The following is a 16,102-nucleotide window of genomic DNA, read 5'->3' as shown; positions in this document are numbered from 1 at the left end:
AACAATTGCCAATCCGTATTCCGGTAACCATCTTTCCCTCATGCCCACCCTACAGCCACGCCGTGCCGGCATTTTGATCCCCGTCTTCGCCCTGCGCACACCTGAGGACCTTGGTATTGGCGACATCAGCGGGGTGCGGCAGCTCATCGACTGGTCCTCGGATGAGGGGATCGGTTTTGTCCAATTTCTGCCCATCAACGCCACCGGCAGCGACAGCAGCCCCTACAATGCCATCAGCTCCGTCGCGCTGGATTACCTCACGCTGGATCTCTCCCCGGCGGTGGTGCCTGAGCTGGACGAGAAATTCTACAGCACCATCACCGGCATCCTGCGGGTGGATCTTCTGCGGCATGGCTCGGTGAACTACCCCAAGGTGCGCCGCCTGAAAAACACACTGCTGCGCCGCGCCTTCAGCCAGATCGAATCCCAGCCCGGGCGCATGGCGCTGTTTGAGGCGTTTTGCGAAAAGGAAGCCTCCTGGCTGGATGATTTCTGCCTCTTCAAAGTCCTGATGGAGGAGCACGGGCATGAAGACTGGACGAACTGGCCCGAGGAGCTGAACACGGCTGGCAAAGCCCGCGCCTGGCGCGATGCGCAGGGGGATGAGATCGACGACCGCATCCTCTTCCATGCCTACGTGCAGTGGCTCTGCTTCAGCCAGTGGGGGGAACTCCGCGCCTATGCGAACGGGAAGGGCGTGAAGCTCATGGGGGACATCCCCTTTGGCATCTCCTGGTGCAGCGCGGATGTGTTTTTCAAGCCGGAGCAGTTTGACCTCGAATGGTGCGGCGGCGCTCCGCCGGAGACCTATTTCAAGGACGACTACTTTGTGCAGCACTGGGGCCAGAACTGGGGCATTCCGCTTTATCGCTGGGATGTCATGGAGCAGGGCGGCTTCCAGTGGTGGCGGCAGCGCACGCAGAAGCTGACGGAGGTCTTTGACATCTTCCGCATTGATCACGTGCTGGGCTTCTACCGCATCTACAGCTTCCCGTGGCGTCCCACGCGCAATGCGGAGTTTTGTTACCTCAGTGATGAGGAGGCCAAAGCTCTCACTGACGGGCGCCTGCCGCACTTCATCGAAAACGACGACGACACGCCCGAGCACAAGGCCGCCAATCTCGCCAATGGTGACAAATATTTGCGCATGATCCTGGATGCCGCTGCTGGCAAAGCCGAGGTGGTGGCCGAAGACCTGGGCACCGTGCCTGACTACGTGCGCCCGCACCTGCTCAGCCTCGACATTCCCGGCTTCAAAGTCTGCCAGTGGGAGCACGACGAGCAGGGCCGCGTCGTCATGGGCAGCACCTATGACAACTGCGCCTTCACCACCTACGCCACGCATGACCATGAGCCGATGCGTACCCACTGGGAGCACCGCCGCCGTGATGCCGCCAGCAGCGATGAAGCCGAGCGTGCCCTGGGTGACAAGGAACTGGGCGATCTCGCGGAGTTTGCCGGCCTGCGCTTCTCCTCCGAAGGCTGGCCTGAATACGACGCCCACATCCGCCACGCTCTGCTGGAGGCCCTCCTCACCAGCAACGCCCGCTACGCCGCCTTCATGCTCACGGACCTCTACGGCCTCGAAGACCGCTTCAACGTCCCTGGCATCGCCGCCGACAGCAACTGGAGCGCCCGCCTGCCGATGACCGTCGCAGAGCTCCGCAACGCCTCACCCTGGAAAGAAGAAGGCGAGTGGCTCAAGAAGGCGATCAAGAGCACGGGGCGGTAAAGTAGCCCAGTTGCGCCGCAACTGGTTCCGGAAAATCCACCATCGCGTTTGTTTGGCATTGGACTTTCAGCCTCGCGACAGCGTCTTGGAACCGAAGCGCAGCGGAGGTAGACAGCCGCAGGCTGCCCGAAGGGTGAGTGCAGCGAATCAATGCGGTGGCAGAGATGCAAGGCGCAAGCCTGCATCGGCGACACCGCTTTCGCGGGATAAGCTGTACTCTTCGGCCCTGGCCTGCCGTCCGGCTTGCGAAAGCGGCGTCGCGCCTAGGCTTGCCGCACGCAGTCCAAGACGCTGTCGCGCTCGCGTAGGCACCTGCCGGGACGTTGCTGGAAGTTTAATCAAATGACGTTCACGGCTGGCTGGCATTCACTTGGGCTTAAGGCATGAGAAGGGATTAGCCGTTCTGTGCTCACGGCAGTCCCCAGGCCCCACGCAGCGCCGCGTAGTCCGCTTTTGGCAGCAGGACGTAATGCGGTGAAGCGGTGGGATCGATCCAGCGCAGGAGGCGGGTCAGGTCGCCCTCGGCCATGGTGGTGCAGCCGGCGCTGGGCTTGTCGGGTCCACGGCGTACGTGGAAGAAAATGGCGCTGCCATAGCCCGGGGCGGAGGGCTGCTGATTGTGGCGGATTTCGAGCATCCACTTGTAGGCGGCGTCTCCCAGGCGCATTTTTTGTTTCTCAAACCACGGCGGGATGCCCTGGCGGGGATCAATGCGGATATGGCGGTTGTAATACTGCGGCAGGGTCGAGTCATCGACATAGGCGTCCCAGGGGCCGACCTGGATGTAGGGCCAGCGGGCACCGCCGGGCGGGGTGGGGGCATAGCCAAACAGTGATCCCAGCTGAAACACACCTGCGGGCGCCCGCCAGTCCTTCTCCACCTTGGCGGGAATGCCGTTCCGTGGGGCATTGAAGACGCCACGGCCCCAGGCCAGTCCCTTTCTGCCCAGCAAAACCGGCACGGGCTTTTCAAAGACAGCCTGCCACGGAGCCCCGGCGGAGGCGCGCTGGTAGCACTGCATCGTGGCGGTGTTTGAATTCCAGGTGGCCGCCTGGGAAACGATCACCTGGCGTACCCCACGACCCAGCTGTGCGTGAGACTCCGAAGGGCACAGGGCGGAAATGCCGATGCCCAGCAGCGTGATAAGGAGTGTCTTTTTTCGATGAAGAACTTTTTGGTATTGCATGGCGAAGCTGTTTCCGAATATATTCATTAAATCAACCCTGCCGGGTTAATTGGATTCAGGTTTTGGGGGTTTTTTTCCTGAGCTCCGAGTTCCGGCAGGGTTGTTTTTTTGCCTGCGGGCCCGCATTGGCTGAATCTAGCACATTGATTCGCGTCCAAGGTGTTCTAATGATGGCCTCCATGAACTTTCGGTGCTTTTCAGTCATTCTCGGATTCGCAGCCTGCCTCAACCTCACTTCGTGTGGAAATTCCTCGGTCATCAGTCTCGACTACGTTCCCCAGAACGGCCGGATGCTGCGGGGCACACCGGACTTTGCCGTCGGTGAGTTCAAGGACAAGCGCGGCGAGCAGTCCCAGACGCTCGGCCATGTGCGCCTGCCCATCGGCCCGTCGGTCGATACCATCCAGACCCGCCTGCCCGTCAGCGATGTCGTGCGCAATGCCTTTGGCTACGCGCTGGAATCACGTGGCATGCTGGCCACCGATGTGAAGGGCCGCTTTATCCTCACTGGGGAAATTCAGGATCTGCGCTCGCAGCTTTTGGTGCATCCTTATGGCTATGCGCGCATCCGCGTGAACGTCGTGGAAGCCACCTCGGGCCGCGTGCTTTTCACCCACGTCTATGAAGGCGAGCGCCAGAGCAACGCCTTTCGTCCCGGCAGCGGCTCGCCCGTGCCCGTCCTGCGTGAACTGACCTCCCGCGCGCTGCAGGACTGCGTGGACCGCGCCCTGGATGACACCCGCATGCGCCAGCAGATCGGTGCGGGTGTGGATGACCGCCCGCGCTACACGCCGGGCATGCTGTAGGAAAAGGAGGAAGGTAGGACGGTCGTGGCGAAGCCCGCCCGTCCATCAGCGTGGTGAAAAACACCCTGGCGTGCGAACGTCCCCTTAGACCGATTCTCAAAAATCTTGTCACATTGCCCGGGCGGCGGAGCGGCCCCATTGGCTGCGTCGTGTGCTTGCCTGTTATTTCCAAATAGCAGGCGGCGCACTCTCCTTGCCACTGGGGCCGCTGCGCTCGCCGGATCAAAATGACAATCTTTTTGAGAACCGGTCTAGCTCATGGTAGGACGCCATGGCGCAACGCAAGTCCCAAGGCGTGTGGGAACGCTCGCAGTCGGGCGGTTTGGCGGAGGTCCTTTTATGTGGTTGCGAATGCTTTGCGCGCCAAACACGACCGACCTACCGCTTGAGCACCGCGCGGCTCGTTTGCTTTTCATCTGCAGGCATCAGATCAAGAGGGCGTATGTCCGGAGTCGGCTCTCGCTTGCTGCTTCCTTGCCAGCTTTTTCTGTCTGCAATCATAGCAGCGCTTGGGTTGCTTGTAGGGGGATGCTTTCGAAACCTCGAAATAATGCTGCTGTGAACCGGCGGACCAAAAATCAGGTCGGCCGCACCCGGTGCAGACAAATTCGATGTCTTGGTAGCAAACAGCCGGGATGCAAAGACCGGCCTTCGTTGAAAGCTCAGGATCGATCGGAATGGCATCGGCAGGAATCTCCGATGCATTTTTGATCAATCCCCGCTCCAGCAGCATTTGAATCCGCCGTGGCCGGTCATCCAACACCTTGCGCAGGCGTTGATTGGACCGTGTTCGGCGGGTCTTGTCCATGATTTCGCGCGATTACTTCACCAGCGCTTCCTCCAGCACTTTGCCATCCGAGCCAGGGAAGGGGATGCCGAGGAGCTTGGCCATCGTGGGGGTCACGTCGATGTTCTTCATCTCATCGAGCTCCACGCCCTGCTTCACACCGGCACCGCTGATGACAAAGCCGCCGTAGAGATTGGGGTCGAGCTGAAAGTGGCCGTGGGCGCCTTTCGGCGGATCGTTTGGAATGATGACGTTGGTGTCGGCAAGCGAATCGGTGAAGGTATAGCCATCGGCAGCCAGCAGCACGAGATCCGGCTCGCGGCCATCTTTCGCGGCGGTGAGGTGATGCAGCTTGGCATCGAAATCCTTCGCCTCGACCACGCCCTCCACGCCTTCCAGCTTCGCGAGCGTTGGCGTGATCTGTTTCAAAATGCTGTCACGATTGGCATCATCCAGCACATACACGAAGCACGCTCCGCCTTCGGCCATGGCGAAGACCTGGGAATCGGGCGCGAGGCTCTTGCCCAGCACGGCTTTGACGAAGCCATCCTTCCGCAGGGCGGCGTTGGCATTGATGGATTTGGTGTAGGTGACGAAGCCGTGATCGGTGGTGATGACGAAGGTCGTCTTGTCGCGGATGCCCGCCTCTTCCGTGGCACGCACGATGTCCGCCACACGGTTGTCCGAATCATTCGCCGCCCAGTAGGCCTCCGAGACCTGACGGCCATGCGCATGCTCAAAGGAGTCCAGGCTCACCAGGTGCAGCGCGAGGAAGTTCGGCTTGTGCTTCTTGATGATGTGCTGGGCCAGCTGCGAGTACATGTAATCCCGCTGCGCCTTGCCCGGATTGCCCAGCTTGCACCACTCGTTCTGCTTCTCGATGGGGATGCCGGCGGCGCGTGCCTCCTCCAGCAGGGAAGGGGTGCCGTATTTCTCGAAGAGCGCTTGATCAAACACATCCGGCACCGTCCAGTCCAGCGTCTTTGCCCCGCGTGAGGCAGGCCAGATCACTCCGGCGGTGGTCAAACCGGCCGCCTTGGCTGCGTCGTAGATGGTCGGTGTTTTGACGATCTCGTCCTTGTTGAAGATCGGGTCAGGAATCAGCGGCACCTTCTTCCGCGTGGCTCGGTCAAAGTACTCATTGGCCAGCACACCGTGTTTCCCCGGATGCACGCCGGTGACCAGCGTCGTGTGGTTCGTCCACGTCACGGTGGGGAAGGAGCACTCCATGCGCTTGGCCCGCACGCCCTTGGCCGCCAGCGCCTTCACGGCGGGCATGTGGCACTTGGGATCATCAAAGTACTGATGCGCCCAGCCATCAATGCTGATGAGGATGACGTGCTCCGCAGGGGCTGCGTGGGCAAAGGAAGCGGCGGTGACGAGAAGGGCGAGGGCGCGGGAAAGCATAAAGAGGAAGCCTTATCTACGGGCGGTGGGCGTCAATCCTGTCTGCCAAGCGGAAGTACGTGGGGCTGCGGGCTGGAAAGATCTTTGGAACCCATTGGAGATCCTGTCTGGGGGTGGTTTGATACCATGATGCCAAACCCGGATCAGAGCCCAAAGGCACCGGTTTGGCACCTCCTTCGCCCGTGATCCTGGCGGCAGGATCACAGGCTCATGAGCCTGCTTTGATCCCAGGCTGAGCCTGACACCAGACCGGCGACGCGTGGGGGAAACCTGCACCATCATACCACTCCATGCTACATGATGCTTCCAGCGGAGTCGAAAACACCCGGAGGGGTTTTGTTTCTTTACCCATTGGTGTACCCTCTGGTGTCAGGATCACAGGATCAGTACCTATATATAGGTACTGATCCTGTGATCCTGATAGGATCGTGATCCCAATAGGATCACGATTTGATCCTGATCCTGGACCAAGGCGGCGGACGGCGGGGTGGCTCCCGCCTGAGGTCATTCCAGCTTGTTGCCGGGGGAGGCGGGATAGTCGTCACAGTAGGTGAACCGTGTGACGAAGGGAATGGACGTGGCCTGATCGGCAAAATCTGCGGGCATGCCCGATTTCCAGATGCGAAAGCCTGAGTCCGTGTCCGGGGAATGATACAGGATGAGCGTGAGGTGATCTCGCTGCACCAGCGCATAGATCAGGCCGGGACACGGAGGGACTCTGGCAGGGATTCAGGCCTGAGTGTCGTGTGGGGTTTGGCGCTGCGGAATGATCTCAAAAGGGCGTCACGGTCACGCTGCAAATCATGCAGGTGCCTGGCCATGTGCTGTTCCACCGGTTTCTGCCAGTCTGACCTTAGATCCGTGGGCTGGACAAAGTACAGCACGCAGATGCCTGCGGTCACGGATATGAGCATGAGCACCGCAGCTAGGACGATGATGATTCGAACAAACATCTTCATTTCAAAGGCTGCCACCCGCCCAAATGTTCTCCGGTCGGCAGTTCGAGGTGATAGATAACGCCCACGGGTGGCTTGCTCGCCATGACGAGCTTTTTCAATTCGGGAAGCTCTGCTTCGGAGTTCAAGACGCCATGAACGGACAGACATCCGCCCTCACCGGGCCAGATCCCCGCTTTCAATCCAGCGTAGCGGGCATCCTGATTGAGCCGGGATTGCAAAGCGGGGGCGTGCAGCTCAGCGGCCTTCAAGTTTCGTATTTGCTGGGTGAAGGGGAGCGGACCGTACCGCATGGTATAAAAGAGCACCGCCAGACCGAGCAGTAACAGGATGGAGAGGATGGCGTCGAATCGCGCTGAACGCTTTTTCGTGGCCCCCACAGGATGAGATCGAAAAAGAGTCATGCGTATTGGCTGAGCGCCACCCCGGCCTCTTCGATGCTGTGGATCGCAGAAATAGACGAATGCTCAAGATGCGCCGCGCGTTTCAAAAACGCCTCGGGCCGTCCTGGGTCGGGCAGGCCTTCAGCCACCAGCCGGTACGCACCGATGTCGATGGTGCGGAGCGGCCCCAGGTGTGACTCCCTCGGTGGAATGGTATAGCTGGGCAGGTAGCGCTGACCACGAGCATCACAAAACTCGATGGCCTCCTGCTGCACATCCCACGCCTCCAGATGCACTTCTGCCTCCGCGATGGAGGAGAAGACAAAAAGCGCGTGGTGCTTGTCGAGAGCCAGAATCATGAGCAGCAGCGAAACGGCAGTGTTTCGCACACGCGGGTACTCTCTGCGCCGCAGATTCTCCCGTCAAGCAGCGGGTACTTCAATCCGCACTCAAGGCGCTGCGACGACCTTCTTGCCGATGCAGTACAGCTTGTCCTGCGAGCGGATGAAGAGGCAGCCATCGCTCACGGCGACGCTGGCGCGCACGCTGGCGGCGTTGCCGTTGGGCTTGGAGCCGTTGCCCATTTCATTCATGCCCAGCAGTTCAAAGGAGTCCGTGTTCGCCTTGGCCACATAGACTTCGCCCCAGAAGTTGATGCAGTACACTTTGTCATCCACCACGGTCGGGCTGCTTTCGAATTTGGTCTTGCCGCCGAGTTCGCCGGTCCACACGACCTTGCCGGTCTTGGGCTCCAGGCAGCTCAGGGTCTTCTTGCCGCCGTCGAGGACGTAGAATTTGCCCTTGTAGAAGGCGGGCGTGGGCACGTCGCTGGTCACGCCCTTCGGCTCGGTCTGCCACACGGGTTTGGTTTCGCCTTTGGCATCGAGGGGCATGGCGAAGATGGGGGAGTTCTTCGGAGCGCAGACGATGGCCATGCCGTCGCCAGTGACAGGGGAGGGGACGAGGCGGAAGAACTTGTTGTAGCCTTCGCCCGGCGGGTTCCAGGTGGCGATGCGGGAGAGTTCCTTGCCGGTGGCGGCGTCGTGGATGGTCAGGGTGTCACCACCGGAGATGAGCATGAGGCGCTTGCCTTTGTGCGTGGCGAAAATGGGGCTGCTGAAAGCCTCCAGCGATTCCGTGTTGGCGAGGCTGGGGCGGATGTGCTTCCAGAGGTCTTTGCCGGTGGCGGGATCGATGGCGAGGATGTAGCTGCTCATGTCCTTGCCTGCGGTGCCTTTTTCAAACTTGTCCTGAAACTTGAAGGCCTCGTTGCGCTGCAGCACCTGGATGTAGAGCTTGCCACCGTCCAGCGCGGGGCTGCTGCCATAGGTCCACTGCGTGGCGAAGGCGCCGTGTGTTTCCTTGAAGTCGCGCTTCCAGACGATCTTGCCTTCGAAGTCGCACGCGGCGGCGATGGCATTGGCGAAGAGGAAGTAAACGCGGTCACCGTCCGTCACGGCGGAAGGGCTGGCGAGGTTGCTCTTGTCATCCCACTGAATCTCCGAGCCTTCGCTGATGGTGGTGCGCCATTTTTCGCGGCCGGTCTGCTTGTTGTAGCAGAGACCCACGAGCTTTTTCTCCGCATCAATCGGAGCGGTGATGAAGATGTTGTCGCCCCAGATGACGGGGACGGAGGCGGAGATGCCCGGCACATCCGCAGCCCAGCGCACGCCTTCCGTGGTGCTGAATTTTGCCGGCAGGCCGGTTTCTCCCGAGGAGCCGTCTTGATTAGGCCCGCGCCAGCTCGGCCAGTTTTCGGCGAGAGCAGCAGAAGAGAAGGACAGGCAGGCGAGCAGGAGGGCGGCGGGTGATTTCATGGCGAAAGGGAGAGAAGCGAATACGCACTGGCATGTCGAGATGTTTTCGCGAATTGATCGTTAACTTTGAATCTGAACCACTGGCAAACGACAGCGCTCGCTCTCCTCGGCTTTGCCGCAGGGCTGGTGCTGCATCTGCGCTGGCATCCGCTGCGCAGGCATTTGTCGGATGCCTGGGACTGCCTGCGGCTGCGGCCGGCTTTGATCTTGCTGACCGCCGGGGCCCTGCTGCTGGCCGGGGTTTTTGGCGAGGCGGCGCATGTGCCCTATTCATTGTCCCAGCTCACCGACTGGCGGGAAATCATCCTGCCGCTGGCGCGTGATGCGCTGGCGCACATGGCCGTGCTGCCGCATGCGCTGATGCCGCCGTGGCCGCTGGCCTGCGGGGTGCCGCTGGTGCTCGTGTTTCTGACGATCCGCATCTGGCGCTGGCCCTATCGCTACGGCGAGCGCAGGCCCGGCCTGGAGCAGAAGCTTGGATTGCTGGCTGTCACGCTGCTGGCGTTTGCCTGGCTGGGGCTGGAGGGCTCCAGCATGCGGCGCATGCTGCCTGAGTCGGTGGAAATGTTGAAACTGGGGCTTCGTTACATTTTTACCGCCCTGGCTGCTGCGGGGGTGCAGGTGTGGCTGGTGCGCTTTGTCATGGCCTGGGAAAGACCGCAGAATACGGATGCCGGTGGCGATGCCGCGGCTGCGCTGGAGCATGCCTTTGCGCGCTGGCAGGGCGTGGCGTTTCTCGCCGGATTTGATCTGCTGTGGATGAGCTGGCGCTGGTGGCAGATGAACACGCCGCAGAGCATAGGAGCGTGGTGGTGGATCGAGCTTCTCCTCCTCTTTGCAGCTCTGCCGGTCGCGGTGGCGGCAGTTTCCGGCCCGTTTTGGCATCAGGGAGCCGCCGCCCTGCGCATCCTGTGGCGTGCGGCGGTGCCTTTGGTCATGCTCGCCATCACCTCCCTTTTCCTCTTCATTCTCGTGCTCTACGCCGTGGAAATGGGGCGTGCCGGGTGTGCCGGATCGCCATTTTGGCGCATGATCGAGCACCCCCTAAGTGCTTTGGTGCTTGCCATGCTCGATTGCTGGCTATTGCTAACGGCCCTACTTCTCATGCTGCGCTTTGGCTTTTCACGTTCCCCTTCCGCATGACCAGCGGCACGCTTTCTCCAGAACAGATCGTGCGGCGGGCGAAGTCGAACCTCGCTTTCGCGCTCGCCTGCCTGCCGAAGGAACGCCGCCGCGACATGATCGCGTTTTACGCCTTCTGCCGTGTGGTGGATGACATCGCCGACGACCCGAATGTCAGCGAAGCGGACAAGGAGAAAGAGCTCAACCACTGGAAGCTTTGCGTGGAGCAGGGCCAGCCGCCGGGGCATCCCGTGCTGGATGAGATGCTCCTGCTGCCAGAGAAGTACGGCTTCCCGCGCGCCTGGCTGTGCGAGATCATCGACGGCGTGGCCAGCGACATCACCAAGACGCGCTACGAGACCTTTGAGGAGTTGCTGGGCTACTGCTACAAAGTCGCCAGCGTGGTCGGGCTGGTGAGCATCCAAATCTTCGGGCATCAAAATCCCGCCACCAAGGACTACGCCATCAATCTGGGCTACGCGCTGCAGTTCACGAACATCATCCGCGACGTGGGCCAGGATGCGCGGGACACCGGTCGCATCTACATCCCCCAGGCCGAGCTGCGGAAGTTCGGCGTGCTGGAAAGTGAGATCCTCGACGCCCGCCCCAGCGAGCGCTTCATCAAGATGATGGACTTCCAGTATGCCCGTGCGCGCAGCTACTATGCCGCCGCCGAGAAGGCGCTGCCGCCGGAAGACCGTAAAAACATGGTCGCCTCCGAGATCATGGCCGCGATCTACTCGCGCATTCTCGAAAAGCTCAAGCGCGAGCGCTACCCCGTTTTCACCAAGCGCTGCCGCCTCAGCAAGCTGCACAAGGTGTGGATCCTGGGCAGTCATTTGATCAAGGCGCGGTTTGGGAAGTAGCCCAGTTGCGCCGCAACTGGAGTTTTCCCAGACCAGTTGCGGCGCAACTGGCCAACTTTGTTCTCAATACTTTTCTGATAGAAATCCCGCTTTTTGTGCGGCTTCTGCGTTCCCCATTTTCACATGCGTTCCTTAGCCCTCCTGTTCCTCCTTGCCGCAGCCTCCGTTGGCCATGCCGAAACCAAGCCGCTCAAAGCCCTCCTCGTGGCCGGTGGTTGCTGCCATGATTATGCCAAGCAGCATATCATTCTGAGCCAGGGCATCCAGGCGCGGGCGAATGTGCAGGTGGATGTGGTGTGGACGGACGACAAGTCTGTCACCCCGCCGCTGCCGCTGTATGACAATCCGGACTGGGCCAAGGGCTACGACATCATCATCCATGACGAATGCGCCGCCGGCGTGAAGGACATGGCGCTGGTGAAGCGCATCCTGGATGTGCACCAGACCATCCCCGCCGTGCATCTGCACTGCGCCATGCACAGCTTCCGCACCGGCACGGATGCGTGGTTCAAGCACCTCGGCATCCAGTCCGCCTCGCACGGCCCGCAGGAGCCGATCGCCATCACCTTTGTGGACAAGGAGCACCCGATCACCAAGCCGCTCGCCGACTGGACCACGATCAAAGAGGAGCTCTACAACAACGTGAACATCTTCGACGGCCATCCGCTGGCCATGGGCAAGCAGGTCGTCAAAGGCAAGGACGTGGACTACGTGGTGGCCTGGACGAATGAAAAAGTGGGCGCTCGCAGCTTCAGCACCACCATCGGCCATAACAACGACACCGTGGCGGATGCACGCTATCTGGACCTCGTCACACGCGGCTTGCTGTGGGCCATGAACAAGCTCACGCCGGATTACCTCACGCCGTTCAAGGGACAGAACAAGATCACCTTTGTGCCTGCGAAGCCCGTGGAAGCTCCGAAGCCGCCCGTGCTGCCGAAAGACGGCCTGCCGGTGAAAGCCAGCGCCAGCAGTGAAGAGAGCGGCAAGGGCAACTACGCCTGGAAAGCCGTGGATGGCGACGAGAACACCCGCTGGTGCGCCTCCAATGCCTCCTACCCGCAGTGGCTCCAGCTTGAGCTCGAAAAGCCGCAGACGCTCACCGGCATCCAGACCACCTGGGAAAACGGCGGAGTCTATCAGTTCAAAGTCGAAGGCAGCACCGATGGCAAAGCCTGGAGCACGCTCGTGGATGGCAGCGCCAACACGAAGAACGCGCCTTATTCCAACGACTTCGCCAAGGTGGAAGGCATCCGCTTTGTGAAGATCCACGCGCTGGCCAAAACCAGCGGCGGCTGGGCGAGCATCCGTGAGGTGCGGCTCAAGGGCCCCAACATCAAAGCCGTTGCCCCCAAGCTCAGCGAGGCGCAGAAGAAGGAATACGACAAAGCCAGCGATCCGCTGAAGGACCAGGGCAACGTGGCACCGAAGATCGTGAAGCTCACGCCCGAGCAGGAAGCCGCCATCTTGAAGGATGTGAAGGTGCAGGAAGGCTTTGAGGTCTCGCTCTTCGCGCCGCCGCAGTCGGCGAACTATCCCGTCTTTATCGCCGCTACTCCGGACGGTACGCTTTACGTCAGCAGCGATGGCAACGGCTCGCTTGGCCGCAATCCACACCGTGGCCGCATCCTGCGCCTGAAGGATCATGATGGCGATGGCCGTGCCGATGAAGTGAAGGAGTTTGTCAAAGACGTGGATGCTCCACGCGGACTCGTCTGGGACAAAGACCGCCTCTACCTCGTGCACCCGCCGCACCTCAGCGCCTACATCGACAAAGACGGCGACGGCGTGGCCGATGAGGAGAAGGTGCTCGTTAAGAACATCGCCTTTGGTTACAAGGACCGCCCCGCCGACCACACCACCAACGGCCTCAGCCTCGGCATCGACGGCTGGCTCTACATCGCCGGGGGCGACTTCGGTTTCATGGACGCCGAAGGCACGGATGGGAAGCACCTGCAGCATCGCGGCGGCGGCGTCATCCGCGTGCGCCCTGACGGCACCGGTTTGGAAATCTACAGCACCGACACGCGCAACATCCTCGAAGTCGCCATCAGCCCTCTGATGGACATCTTCGCCCGCGACAACACCAACGACGGCGGCGGCTGGAACGTGCGCTTCCACCACTTCACCGGCCTCGATGATCACGGCTACCCGCGTCTCTACAAAAACTTCAACGACGAGTGCATCCAGCCCCTCGCCGACTACGGCGGCGGCAGCGGCTGCGGTGCCGTTTACATCGACGAACCCGGCTTCGGCAAATGGAACAACGCTCCCTTCACCTGCGACTGGGGCACCGGCGCCCTCTGGCACCATCAGGTGAAGCCCAAAGGCGCGACCTTTGAAGAAACCCGCCCGCCCGAACCCTTCATCAAAATGACCCGCCCCACCGACGCCGACGTCGATGGCAACAGCCGCGTCTATTGCGCCAGTTGGAAAGGCGCGACGTTTAACTGGGAAGGCCCCGATGTCGGCTACATCGTGCAGGTGAAGCCGAAGGGTTTCAAAGCAGAACCGCTACCGGATTTTGCGAAGGCGAGTGATGCGGAGCTGGTGAAGGCGCTGGAGTCAGCGAGCCATCGCCGCAGGCTGGATGCGCAGCGGGAATTGTTGAGAAGAAACCTTGCTGAATCATTACCTAATAAAGTGATCCAGAAGGTTGCCTCTGATGTTTTCAATGACTCTAGCAAACCTATCACAGCACGAATCGCTGCCTTGGGTGCTGTGCGAAGCGAGGGAGATGATGTGGGGCGCGTGGCCCCCCCTGTGGCCTTGAATGCAGAAAGTGAATTAGCCCCTTGGATGGCTCAACGAATGTATCCCACTCCCGTGTTTCCCGCTGGGACCAAATATGAGACTTGGGTTCGAGTCAGGTATGGAATGCGCGAAAATATGTATAACTATAAACCCCTCGAACTGTGGACCATCTCCGAAATTGAGCAGCGCTTTTTGGAATCGTGCATCAAGAGCAAAAACCCAAGATCCCAGGTCGCGGCACTTAGAACAGCTTCAACATTGGTACGTTTAGAGCCAATCACAGATTCTCTTTGGAATGCTGTTGTTGGCGCGATGCTCAGTGACGACCCTATTGTCGCTCACACGGCGGCAAACGTGGCAGCCGATCTATTGAATGAGCTGTCAAAGTTTCGAGAGCTGGGGCAGCGATTGACCAAAGAGAGCTTGGATGAACCTCAAAGTGAACCAAGCGAGGGTTTCGTTAAGCTGATGTCTCAAATCAAAACCAATGATGGATTCTCTTTGAGCACCAACCATGAACAGTATCGTAAGTACGCGATTAACGATCGAAATGCCTTCACTGCAAAAACGCAGAAGACTTACGAACTGGCAGTTCAGAGAGCATTTGAATCAATGGAGAGGCACTCTCAAATGCTGATTGCTTTGAGGAAAGTGCACACCCCTGAAGTCGTCACCGGCCTCATTGAGCGCCTCGGCAAAGCCACCGATCCCGCACTACGCCAGGGCATCCTCGCCGCCCTCTGCCGCCTCCATTTCCACGAAGGCGAATGGAAGGGCGATTCCTGGGGCACGCGCCCAGACACACGCGGGCCCTACTACCAACCGGAGGCATGGAGCGAGACGCCGAAGATCGCGGCGGCTTTGAAGGACGCGTTGGCCAAAGCCACGCCCGAAGAAGCCGCCTTCCTCGTCAAAGAAATGAACCGCAACCGCATCCAGTCGAGCGATGCACTGGAGCGCATCCTCGTTCTGGCGAAGCAGGATGCGAAGGTGATCCCGGATGCAGTGGCGCAGCTTGCCACGGCGGAGACGATTCCTGCGGATGGCATTCCGCTGCTGATTGCTGCGGCGAACAGCAAGGAACTCGATCCCCAGAGCGCGGCGGCGACGCTGGCCAACACGCTGACGGCCATCGCCAAGACCGACAGTGCCGAGGCCTGGACGGCGGCGCTGAATGCGCTGGTCACGCTGGATGCGCAGCAGGGCTCCGGCAAAGAGCAGGACACTGGCAGGACGGCCTTCCTCAGCGCACCAAAGCTGGAGAACGTGCATCAGGCCTTTGAAACCGAAGCCACCAAGGTGGGAACGCCAACCGGCGCCTGGGCGGAAGCCGCGCTGCTCAGCCTCGCGGCACGCAAGACCGGCAGCCCCGAGGCACGCGAGATGTCGCAGAAGGCGCTGGATGCTGGATGGGCGGATGCGAAGCGCCGCGTGCAGATCATCAACGCCGCCGTGAAGACGAAGAGCCACGTGGTCGATGAAAAAATCCTGGCCGCCACTACGGACGCTGATGCCAGCGTTTCCAAGGCCGCGCAGAACGCCGTGAAGAGCCTCAAGCTCGTGGCCAAGGGCGAGGACAAGTCGCCGAAGGTCGGCACCCTCAAGCCCGAGGAAGCTCTGGCCGCCGTGATCAAAGCTAAGGGCGATGTCTCCATCGGTGAGCAGATTTTCACCAAGGCCACCTGCATCGCCTGCCACACGACGAAGGAATCTGAAGCGCAGAAAGGCCCTTATCTCGGCAACATCGCGCAAACGTACAAGCGCCCCGATCTCGCCCAGAACATCCTCGATCCGAACAAGACCATCGCGCAGGGTTTCGCCAGCGAAGTCATCACGATGAACGACGGCACGCAGCAGATGGGCTTCATCACCCTGGAGTCCGCTGACAACGTGAAGCTGCGCAATGTCGCCTCCCAGGAATTCACCTTTGCCGTGAAGAACATCAAGAGCCGCCAGAAGCTCCCCATCTCCATCATGCCGCCCGGCTTGATGACGAACTTCACCGTCCATGAATTCGCCAGCCTGCTCGATTTCTTGGAGTCGCTGGCCAAGAAGTAGTGCGACGCATGGTGCTGTAGGACGGTTGTGGCGAAAGCCCGCCCGTCTGTGAGCGTGCTGAAAACACCATGGCGTAGGAGAGTCCTCGCAGTCGGGCGGTTTGGCGAAGGAGGTGATGGCGCATGAAACACCATCGACGCCAAACACACCCAACCTACGCCTGAACGCCGCGCTGCCTGTATGAGCGATGAGTTTTCGTCATCAGTGCTTTGATGGTTTGGGATCAGT

13 protein-coding genes are annotated in these 16,102 nt (G+C 60.5%); 5 read left to right on the top strand and 8 right to left on the bottom strand.

The genetic code is table 11. The annotated features are described in order from the left end of the window. Positions 1-40: 40 nt before the first annotated feature. Entirely contained in the window at positions 41-1,732 is a 1,692-nt protein-coding gene (locus tag AC24GY_RS17390; RefSeq protein ID WP_487685704.1) for a 4-alpha-glucanotransferase, read from the top strand. A 409-nt stretch (positions 1,733-2,141) separates the two neighbouring features. Here AC24GY_RS17390 and AC24GY_RS17385 read toward each other — a convergent pair whose 3' ends face one another. Further along, complete coding sequence (locus tag AC24GY_RS17385) at positions 2,142-2,918, bottom strand: L,D-transpeptidase family protein (RefSeq protein ID WP_487685701.1); 777 nt, start codon at positions 2,916-2,918, stop codon at positions 2,142-2,144. 179 nt (positions 2,919-3,097) lie between these two features. Between AC24GY_RS17385 and AC24GY_RS17380 the strand changes: the two genes are divergently transcribed. Continuing rightward, positions 3,098-3,724, top strand: coding sequence for a hypothetical protein (locus AC24GY_RS17380; RefSeq protein WP_422319040.1), 627 nt, complete (start codon positions 3,098-3,100; stop codon positions 3,722-3,724). Positions 3,725-4,154: 430 nt separating this feature from the next. On the opposite strand, the gene AC24GY_RS17375 is transcribed toward AC24GY_RS17380, so the two are convergent. From AC24GY_RS17375 to AC24GY_RS17345, 7 genes are all read right to left on the bottom strand, one after another. Further along, the gene (locus tag AC24GY_RS17375) at positions 4,155-4,532 is read right to left on the bottom strand and encodes a zinc-ribbon domain containing protein (protein WP_487685698.1); all 378 of its coding nucleotides are present in this window, start codon (positions 4,530-4,532) and stop codon (positions 4,155-4,157) included. Positions 4,533-4,544: 12 nt separating this feature from the next. Continuing rightward, positions 4,545-5,918 carry an alkaline phosphatase family protein gene (locus AC24GY_RS17370; protein ID WP_487685695.1) on the bottom strand — a complete coding sequence of 458 codons (1,374 nt, stop codon included), beginning with the start codon at positions 5,916-5,918 and terminating at the stop codon, positions 4,545-4,547. Between the two features lie 504 nt (positions 5,919-6,422). Further along, positions 6,423-6,602, bottom strand: coding sequence for a hypothetical protein (locus tag AC24GY_RS17365; RefSeq protein WP_487685693.1), 180 nt, complete (start codon positions 6,600-6,602; stop codon positions 6,423-6,425). Between the two features lie 11 nt (positions 6,603-6,613). After that, complete coding sequence (locus tag AC24GY_RS17360; RefSeq protein ID WP_487685690.1) at positions 6,614-6,871, bottom strand: hypothetical protein; 258 nt, start codon at positions 6,869-6,871, stop codon at positions 6,614-6,616. Between the two features lie 2 nt (positions 6,872-6,873). Further along, positions 6,874-7,278, bottom strand: coding sequence for a hypothetical protein (locus tag AC24GY_RS17355; protein ID WP_487685688.1), 405 nt, complete (start codon positions 7,276-7,278; stop codon positions 6,874-6,876). After that, positions 7,275-7,646 carry a hypothetical protein gene (locus AC24GY_RS17350; protein ID WP_487685685.1) on the bottom strand — a complete coding sequence of 124 codons (372 nt, stop codon included), beginning with the start codon at positions 7,644-7,646 and terminating at the stop codon, positions 7,275-7,277. The genes AC24GY_RS17355 and AC24GY_RS17350 overlap by 4 nt, the downstream gene beginning before the upstream one ends. A gap of 60 nt (positions 7,647-7,706) precedes the next feature. After that, positions 7,707-9,074, bottom strand: coding sequence for an outer membrane protein assembly factor BamB family protein (locus tag AC24GY_RS17345; protein WP_487685682.1), 1,368 nt, complete (start codon positions 9,072-9,074; stop codon positions 7,707-7,709). 66 nt (positions 9,075-9,140) lie between these two features. Here AC24GY_RS17345 and AC24GY_RS17340 point away from each other — a divergent pair, with 66 nt between their 5' ends. From AC24GY_RS17340 to AC24GY_RS17330, 3 genes are all read left to right on the top strand, one after another. Then, entirely contained in the window at positions 9,141-10,217 is a 1,077-nt protein-coding gene (locus AC24GY_RS17340) for a hypothetical protein (protein ID WP_487685679.1), read from the top strand. Further along, complete coding sequence (locus tag AC24GY_RS17335; protein WP_487685676.1) at positions 10,214-11,062, top strand: phytoene/squalene synthase family protein; 849 nt, start codon at positions 10,214-10,216, stop codon at positions 11,060-11,062. Before AC24GY_RS17340 ends, AC24GY_RS17335 begins: the two co-directional genes overlap by 4 nt. A gap of 123 nt (positions 11,063-11,185) precedes the next feature. After that, positions 11,186-15,874: a DUF7133 domain-containing protein gene (locus AC24GY_RS17330; protein WP_487685673.1), complete on the top strand. Its 4,689-nt coding sequence runs from the start codon at positions 11,186-11,188 to the stop codon at positions 15,872-15,874. Positions 15,875-16,102 lie beyond the last annotated feature (228 nt).

The organism is Prosthecobacter sp. Pr1, assembly GCF_057652315.1.
The sequence above is the reverse complement of the archived record's forward strand: the minus strand, read 5'-3'. Positions and strand labels throughout refer to the sequence as shown.

Coding starts and splice junctions, on each gene's coding strand:
- AC24GY_RS17385 (WP_487685701.1), bottom strand. CDS start 2,918: ATGCAATACCAAAAAGTTCTTCATCGAAAAAAGACACTCCTTATCACG.
- AC24GY_RS17390 (WP_487685704.1), top strand. CDS start 41: ATGCCCACCCTACAGCCACGCCGTGCCGGCATTTTGATCCCCGTCTTC.
- AC24GY_RS17370 (WP_487685695.1), bottom strand. CDS start 5,918: ATGCTTTCCCGCGCCCTCGCCCTTCTCGTCACCGCCGCTTCCTTTGCC.
- AC24GY_RS17335 (WP_487685676.1), top strand. CDS start 10,214: ATGACCAGCGGCACGCTTTCTCCAGAACAGATCGTGCGGCGGGCGAAG.
- AC24GY_RS17355 (WP_487685688.1), bottom strand. CDS start 7,278: ATGACTCTTTTTCGATCTCATCCTGTGGGGGCCACGAAAAAGCGTTCA.
- AC24GY_RS17345 (WP_487685682.1), bottom strand. CDS start 9,074: ATGAAATCACCCGCCGCCCTCCTGCTCGCCTGCCTGTCCTTCTCTTCT.
- AC24GY_RS17360 (WP_487685690.1), bottom strand. CDS start 6,871: ATGTTTGTTCGAATCATCATCGTCCTAGCTGCGGTGCTCATGCTCATA.
- AC24GY_RS17375 (WP_487685698.1), bottom strand. CDS start 4,532: ATGGACAAGACCCGCCGAACACGGTCCAATCAACGCCTGCGCAAGGTG.
- AC24GY_RS17330 (WP_487685673.1), top strand. CDS start 11,186: ATGCGTTCCTTAGCCCTCCTGTTCCTCCTTGCCGCAGCCTCCGTTGGC.
- AC24GY_RS17380 (WP_422319040.1), top strand. CDS start 3,098: ATGAACTTTCGGTGCTTTTCAGTCATTCTCGGATTCGCAGCCTGCCTC.